Below are 7,643 nucleotides of genomic sequence, written 5' to 3'. Positions count from 1 at the left end.
CATGCTATACGAACTCATCCCCACCATGCCGGAGCCTCGCCTGCTGCCACTGGTCCAGAAATTCGCCGATATGCTCGCCGACCTGCCCGTCTTCGCCGAGACTTTCGGGGCAGTGTGAAAATGAGGGGAGTCTTGAGCCGCATCGCCGAACGTTCCCTGACCGGATTTTTCAGCAATCATCCGCTGTTCAACCCCACCGAATATCAATCGTCACTCGGCGACAATTACGGCAAGACGATCTGGAAAGGCGAAGCGAAAATCCAAAACTTCGTCTCCAACAGACTGATCCATTCAGTCATCGCCCTGCCGGATGTGATGAAGAAAACCGGCCTCTACGCCATCGCGATCCGACCCGGTCCGGGCCTGCCGGATGCCTATGCGCTGAACACCGTCCAGCTCGTGCTGCGCACCAACATGGCGCCCATCGTCTGGCGCGGCTGGAACGGCATGAATGTGCAAATTCGCAAATTCACCAGCGCGCAACCCTATGCCGATGTCACGGTCAATCTGATCGCCGCCGATAACGCGATTCTCGCCTCGGCAAAAACCAACGGTAAGGGCATCGTCAGCTTCGCCGGTCCTCTGCTCGCCGGCATCGCCGGACAATCGCCCGCAGCACTCCATATCACCGGGCCGGACGGCGATTTCACCGTTTTCAATCTGACGGGCTCGCCGCTCGATCTTTCGGATCGCGGTATTTCCGGCCGGCCGGTGCCGAACCGGATCGATCCCTATCTCTGGCTCGATCGCGGGATCTACCGGCCAGGCGAAACCGTGCATGTCGCCGCCCTCTACCGCACCGATCGCGACACGCCGCTCGACCTGCCGCTTCATGTCATCATCCGCCGCCCGGCAGGGCAGGTCTATCTCGACCGCGTGGCGCCGCGCACCGACGATGATTCGATCGCGTTGCCGGTGAAACTGCCCGGCGCGGCCCAGGCCGGCAACTGGTCGGTCAGCCTCGCCCTGGGCGCACACAAACCCGCGCTCGCCCGCCGCCAATTCACCGTCGCCGCCTTCGTCCCCGCGAAGCTCAAGGTCTCGCTCGGCCGGTCGCACCCGCTTACCCCAGGCAAGATCGACCACTGGCCGCTCAATGTGCGATTCCTCTACGGCGCGCCCGGTTCGAAACTGACCGGCAACGCCACGCTTCGCCTCATCGCCGATAACCAGCCGTTTCCGCAATGGCGCGGCTATTCCTTCGGCCTGCAGAACGAGATTTTCCAATCCAAACTCACCCGCATCGCGCTTCCCGAAACCGGCCCGCGCGGTAACACCTCGGTGCCGATCGACCTCACCAGCCCGCCCGACACCACGCGCGCGATCGAGGCGAAATTGTCGGTCAGCATCAACGATCCTTCGGGCCGCGCCGTCACCTCGGCGATCACCCTGCCGATAACCCCGGCGAGGCCGCTGATCGGCATCAAGGAAAATTTTGCCGGCCAGACCGTCGGCAACAAAATCGCGCCAGGTTTCAACATCGTGGCAATCGGCCCAGCGGGCAGTCAAGTGAAGATGGCGGTGACCATCAGCCTGGTCCGTCAGGAGATCGAATGGCACATCTATTTCAACGGTTCCGCCGCGCGCTGGGCGATCACCCATATCGACCGCCCGGTCGAAACCAGGACCATCACCCTGGCCGCCGACAAGCCCACGGTTTTCACCGCGCCCGTGCTCGGCTGGGGCCGCTACCGGCTGCGCGTGGTGCAGGCGAAAGGCGGTTTCGCGGCGAGTTCGGTGATCTTCTATTCCGGCTTCGCGACCTCCGCCAACCCGGCAGTGCCGCAGCGCGTCACCGTCTCGTCCGACCATCAGGATTACGCACCCGGCGATACCGCCGAGCTCCATGTCACGGCGCCATTCCATGGCCCCGCCACGCTGGTCATCGCCAATAACGCCGTGTTGTCGATGCGGAATTTCACCCTGCCGAACGGCGGCACCACGCTCGACGTTCCGGTGAAGCGCGCCTGGGGTCCGGGCGCCTATGCGATCGTCGAGGCGTTCCAGAAACCCGACGCGACCAGCCAGCCCTCCCGCGCGGTCGGGCTCACCTGGCTCGCGGTGAAACCGGGCAGACGAAAGATCGACGTGTCGATCCCGACGAAAAAACTATACCGCCCAGGCCACGACATTACCGTCGATGTCCATGCGCGGCCCGGCGCCTATGTCACCCTCGCCGCCGTGGATGAAGGCATATTGCAGCTAACGGACTTCCCGAACCCTGACCCGATCGGCCATTTCTTCGGCAAATGGCGGCTCGGCGTCGGCATCATGGACGATTACGCCGCTTTGCTCCTGCCGCCATCGGGGCAGGCCGCATTGCTGAAAAACGGCGCGGGCGCCAATTTCGGGCCGGCGGTGAAACCGATCCCGCAGCGCATCGTCTCGCTGTTCGCCGGTCCGGTGCGGGCCGGGTCCGACGGCGTCGCGAAAATCACCCTCCATATCCCCGAATTCAACGGACAGATCAGGCTGATGGCGGTAGCCTGGACCAAAACCGCGGTCGGCGCCGCGCATACCGATATCATCGTGCGCGACCGGGTGATCGCCAACGCGCTGCTGCCACGCTTCCTCGCCCCCGGCGACATCGCCAATGTCGGGCTGATGCTGCAAAATCTCGACCTGCCGGACGGGCAATTCACCGCAACCGTCGCGGCAACCGGCCCGCTCGCGTTCAAGGGCAGAACCAGCACCACGCTCGACCTCAAACCCGGCACGCGCCATGTCGTGCCGTTCCAGCTCGCCGCGTCGAACGCCGAAGGCACCGGCCAGATCAGCCTCGATCTCACCGGCCCGAACTACGCGCTGAAACGGCACTGGACGCTCACCGTCCATTCCGCACGCGCGCCGGTCACCAGACTCGCAGCCGCCAGCATCAAACCGGGAGCGACACAACAAATCGGGTTGAACGAGTCCGGCCTCTATCCCGGCTCGGTGCAGTCCACCGTCACTTTCGGCAACACGCTGCCCTTCGATCCGGCCGAATACATGCAGGCGCTTGCCGCCAACACGCTGCCGTTCCTTGCACAAAGCGTCAGCCGCGGCCTGCCGCTCACCGTGCTGCGCGGACCGGTCGCGGGACCGGACCCGACCGGGCGGCTCGCCCGCGCGGTGGAGCAGGTGCTCGATCTCCAGCGCTTCGACGGCTCCTTCGGCCTGTGGTCCTCGCATGATTTCAGCGAACCATGGCTGACCGCCTACGCTACCGAGTTCCTGCTCCGCGCGCGCAAGGCGGGTGTCTATGTGCCGGGCGTGCAGATCGATCAGGCGCTGGCCTGGCTGCACAACGAGGTTGTGCAAGGCAATCACGGCAGATTTTCGCAAATCTATGCCACCTATGTGCTCGGCCTCGCGGGCCGGCCACCGGCCGGCGCCATCCGCCTGCTCGGACAGGATGTCGATGCGCTGCACATGCCGCTCGCCCGCGCGCAGCTCGGCGCGGCGCTGAACGATATCGGCGAACCGAACCACGCCCGCGCCGCCCTGAACGCCGCACTCGCCATCCATAACCGGCTCACCGGCGACTGGTGGTTCCTCGATCGGGATTGGCAGAACGCCTTCGGCTCGCCGCTGCGCGACGCCTGGGCGGTTCCGGCGGTGATCGCGCAAACCGGGCTGTTGCGCGATAAAATCCCCGAATTGCGCGCCAATCTTCCGGGCAAGGGAATCAGTGTCGACGATCTGAACGCGCAGGAACTCGCCTGGGCCTGCTTCGCCAACGGCATTCTGGGCGCACCGCCGCCGCCGATGGATTTCCGCATCGGCACGCGGGAGATGAAATCGGCGAAGGCGATCAGCCAAAAGCTGACATCGCCGGTCAGCATCGACAATCTCGCCGCGACCCCGCTCGCGGTCAGCGTCGCGACCACCGGCATTCCGGCCAAACCACCCGCCGCCGCCCGGCAGGGCATGATCGTCGATCGCCGCTTCTACACGATGTCGGGCGACAAGCTCGATCCTTCCAATCTCGCGCAGAACACGGTTTTCATCATGGTGATCAGCGGACGATCGGTGGATTCCGCCCCGCATCGCGCGGTAGTCGATGCCGGGCTGCCGGCCGGCTGGGAACTCGCCGGCAATATCTCGAGCGGCAAGGTCAGCCACATGCGCTGGCTCGGCACGCTCAGCCATCCGCGCATCCGCGCCGCCGCCGACGATCGCTACGAAGCCGCGTTCGATCTCGCGCCCCACGAGTCCAATTTCTTCGGCGAGGATAACGGCGTCGATCGCGAATTCCGCGTCGCGGTCATGCTGCGCGCGGTCACGCCGGGCCGGTTCACCCTGCCCGGCGTCACGTTGTCGGACATGTTCCACCCGATGGTCTACGGGCGCACCGAAGGCGGCAGCGTCGCGGTTCTCGCACCGGGTCAAATTCCGCCGAAACCCAATGCCCCGACCAATGGTGGCCAGACGCATCCCTGACCCACTGACACGCTGGACGACCGCGGCGATCGTCACCGTCGCGATCGTCTTCGGCGCGGCGTGGCTCTTCCCGCCGAACCTCGCGCGGCTGCACGATCGGAGCCGCGTCGTGTTCGGCCGCCACTTCCACCCCATCGCAACTTTCGAAGACCGTCGCGGCGAATGGAAACTCCCGACGACCGAAGCCGAAGTCGACCCGCTCCTGCCGCGCATGCTGATCGCGTCCGAAGACCGGCATTTCTATCTCGACCCCGGCGTCAACCCGTTCTCGATTCTGCGCGCAACTGTGCAGATGCTCGCCGCCGGCCATGTCGTCTCCGGTGCGTCCACCCTCACCATGCAGGTCGCCCGCCTGCTGCATCCCGCGCCGCGCACGCTGAAGGTCAAAATTGGCGAGGCATTCCACGCCATCGCGCTGAACGAGCACGACGGCAAAGCCGAAATCCTCGGCATGTGGCTCTCGCTCGCCCCGTTCGGCGGCAATATCGTCGGCGTCGAGGCCGCTTCGCGCGCCTGGTTCGGCCACTCGCCCGCGACGCTCAGCCCCGCCGAAGCGGCGCTCCTCGTCGCTTTGTGCCGCCGGCCCGCCGCGCTCGACCCCGCGGTTCATCCGCGCGCCGCGCTGACCGCGCGCAACCGCATCCTGCTCGAAGCCGCCTCGCTCGGCGTCATTTCCCGCGCTGCCCTGATCCACGCCGAGGCAACGCCGGTGCCGCGCCGCCGCCATCGTTTCCTGACCCTCTCCCCGCAAATCACCGATCATCTGCCGGATCGCGCCCGCACCACGATCGACGGCGCGCTCGACACCGCCATCGCCCGCTTCGCGCGCGGCCAGTTGCGCCGGCTCGCCCCCACCGAAAGCCTCGCCATCATCGTCGCCGACGCGAAAACCCGTGCGATCCGCGCGATCTATGCCGGGGACTGGACCGATCCGCGCCGCGCCGGCTTTCTCGATCTCACGCGCACCATCCGCTCGCCGGGCTCGGCGTTGAAACCGTTTCTCTACGGCCTCGCCTTCGCCGACGGTCTCGCGCGCCCGAGCACACTGCTCACCGATCTGCCGCGCGATTTCGGCGGCTACGCACCCGACGATTATACCGGCGCGTTCAAGGGCGATGTCACCGCGGCCACCGCGCTGCGCCGTTCGCTCAATCTGCCCGCGGTCGCGCTGATGCGCCGTTTCGGCCCGGCAAAATTCGCCGCGCATCTGGCGAGCGCGGGCGCGCCGCTGGCCTTACCGCGTGGTGTCGCGCCCACCCTGCCGCTCGCGCTCGGCGGCGCCGGCATCACCATGCGCCGCCTCGTCGCCCTTTACGCCGCACTCGCGACCGACGGCACCGTCGAGCCCCTCCATCTCATCGCCGGGCAGCGGCGCAACCGGCGCCGCCTGATCTCGCCGGCAATCGCGCGCAGCATCACGGGCATTCTCACCCGCCCGTTCCCCGGCGGCGGCCCCGCGGGAATCGCCTGGAAAACCGGCACCAGTGCCGGCAATCGCGATAATTGGGCGATCGGGTACGATCGCCGTTATGTAGCGGGCGTGTGGATCGGTGAACCCGATGGCGGCGCTCTGCCGAACCAATCCGCCCTCGCCGCCTTGCCGGTCCTCGCCGATGTCTTCGGTTTCCTGAAACCGGCGCCGCTGCCGATGCGCCGCGCGCACCCGCCGGTCACCCTCGTCTCCGCCGCCCGGCCGAAGCTCGCTTTGCTGTTTCCGCCGCCGAAAGCCATCCTGCCGGTCGGTCCGCCAGTACATCTGCGCGCGATGGGCGGCGACCGGCCGCTAAACTTCATGATCGACGACCGGCTGCTCCCGTCCATCCCCGCTCTGCGCAGCGCGGACTGGCAGCCTCCCGGCCCCGGCTTCTACCACCTGACCATCCTGGACGCGAAAGGCGACGCGATCACCCGCACCCTGCGCGTCGGCAATCCCCGGCTCACCCGCCCAGCAACTGCGCCAGCATCTGCGGCGGCAGGGTGATGCTGGAATAGCCCGCCGGCGGGGTGAAAGCGGCGGCCTGTTGCGGCGCGTTGGTGATCGACAGCGCCTGCACGGCAACCGACCCATGATCGTTCTTCCCGGTCGCCTGCAGCACCACGCCGCCCGGCGTGATGCAGGCGCTGCCGTCGCCCTTGGGTTTCAGCACGAGATAGCGCGTGCACGCTCGGCCGGCGATGGTGGCCTGCCCCAGCCTGGTGAAATGCGCGCCGCGATTGTCCATCACCTTTTGCATCATCGCCGACAGGCCGGGCACCGCGACCACCGCATGCATCTGCGGCAGCACCACATTCGCTGCCCCCGAAGCGAGGTCGAGCAGGATCGCCGTTCCCGCCGCCTGACCGGACAGGCTGACCGCGCGCACCCGTTCGCTCGCCGCCAGATATCGCACCCGCCAGGTCTGCGTCGGCTTTCCGGGCTGGCTGATCCGATACACGCCCATCGCGTCATGGTCCGGGATCAGGCGCGGCGCCGCCGCCGCATGCGCCACCCCCATCGCGAGCAGGAAGGCAGCAAGAGCTGCGGTATTGTGGATCGTCATGCTTGGTCCTCCTGAATGATTCTGTGCATCGTCTCGATTTCGCGCGCGATTGTGGCAGGATCGAGTTCGGTCACCCAGCGCGCCGGCAGCGCGACCGCCTCGGCCAGCAAGGCGTGATAGGTCGCCTTCGAGACCTCGTAGGCGCCGAACCGGGCGAGATGGTCGGTGAGAAACTGGGTGTCGAGCAGCCCGAAGCCGCACAGACGCAGCCGCGCAACCAGATGCGCGAGGGCGAGTTTCGAGGCGTCGCGGGTCAGCGAAACCATGCTTTCGCCGAAAAACGCCCCGCCGATCACCAGACCGTAAAGGCCGCCGGCCAGCCGCCCGCCATCCCACACCTCGACGCTATGGGCGTGGCCGAGATCGTGCAGTTCGACGAACAGGCGCTCGATTTCCGCGTTGATCCAGGTTTCCGGCCGGTTCGCGCGGGGCTGCGCGCAGGCCGCGATCAGCCCCCGGAAATCCCGGTCGGCGACGATCCGCAGCCGCGTCGTGCGCAAGGTGCGGAACAGGCGGCGCGGCATATAAAACCCGTCGAGCGGCAGCACGCCGCGCCGCTCGGGATCGAGAAAATGGAGGCTTTGCGACTGCCGGGTCTCCGCCATCGGAAACAGCCCAAGTCGATAGGCGCGGAGCAGCATGTCGGCATTCAGCACACGGTCGCGCACAGTCATGTGGCAT

At 66.7% G+C, this 7,643-nt stretch carries 4 protein-coding genes; 2 read left to right on the top strand and 2 right to left on the bottom strand.

The window, feature by feature from the left end; all coding sequences use genetic code 11:
- Nucleotides 1-132 precede the first annotated feature (132 nt).
- The gene (locus tag AiwAL_RS13735) at nt 133-4,422 is read left to right on the top strand and encodes an alpha-2-macroglobulin (RefSeq protein ID WP_262312864.1); all 4,290 of its coding nucleotides are present in this window, start codon (nt 133-135) and stop codon (nt 4,420-4,422) included.
- Nucleotides 4,388-6,403, top strand: coding sequence for a penicillin-binding protein 1C (pbpC, locus tag AiwAL_RS13730; protein WP_262312863.1), 2,016 nt, complete (start codon nt 4,388-4,390; stop codon nt 6,401-6,403). Before AiwAL_RS13735 ends, pbpC begins: the two co-directional genes overlap by 35 nt.
- Here pbpC and AiwAL_RS13725 read toward each other — a convergent pair.
- Nucleotides 6,360-6,962: a hypothetical protein gene (locus tag AiwAL_RS13725; protein WP_235703077.1), complete on the bottom strand. Its 603-nt coding sequence runs from the start codon at nt 6,960-6,962 to the stop codon at nt 6,360-6,362. The genes pbpC and AiwAL_RS13725 overlap by 44 nt on opposite strands.
- Nucleotides 6,959-7,636, bottom strand: a complete 678-nt coding sequence (aat, locus tag AiwAL_RS13720) for a leucyl/phenylalanyl-tRNA--protein transferase (protein ID WP_235703076.1) — start codon at nt 7,634-7,636, stop codon at nt 6,959-6,961. The genes AiwAL_RS13725 and aat overlap by 4 nt, the downstream gene beginning before the upstream one ends.
- Nucleotides 7,637-7,643: the final 7 nt, after the last annotated feature.

This window comes from Acidiphilium sp. AL (assembly GCF_025499445.1).
Taxonomy (GTDB): domain Bacteria; phylum Pseudomonadota; class Alphaproteobacteria; order Acetobacterales; family Acetobacteraceae; genus Acidiphilium; species Acidiphilium iwatense.
Note: the sequence above shows the minus strand (reverse complement) of the source record. Positions and strands in the feature narration are given on the sequence as shown.